Genomic DNA, 252 nt, shown 5'->3' with positions numbered 1-252 from the left:
AACGACTGTATCTAGTTCAAAATCGCCGATGTGCTTACGTTGATTAATCATCATGGGACGCTGTTCAATTGATCGCCCCAAAGATTGATTATATTTGGATCGTTGGTCAACGTTACGCCGTTGGCGTACGCCATGTTCAGGTAGATCATTCAAGGAGAAACCAATACTCCCCTGATTTAGCCAATTATAAATAGATTTAGTAGCTAGTTTAAATTCGTGAGCAATCATTCCTGGTGACCAGCTTAGACGTAA

General features: G+C 40.9%; 1 pseudogene. It reads right to left on the bottom strand.

Features of this window, described 5'->3' with window-relative positions:
- A pseudogene (locus tag SAZ04_RS22585) lies at positions 1-252 on the bottom strand (IS30 family transposase); the annotation flags it as partial.

The sequence above is a fragment of the Halalkalibacter lacteus genome, assembly GCF_036663595.1.
Taxonomy (GTDB): domain Bacteria; phylum Bacillota; class Bacilli; order Bacillales; family Bacillaceae_D; genus Halalkalibacter; species Halalkalibacter lacteus.
The sequence above is the reverse complement of the archived record's forward strand: the minus strand, read 5'-3'. Positions and strand labels throughout refer to the sequence as shown.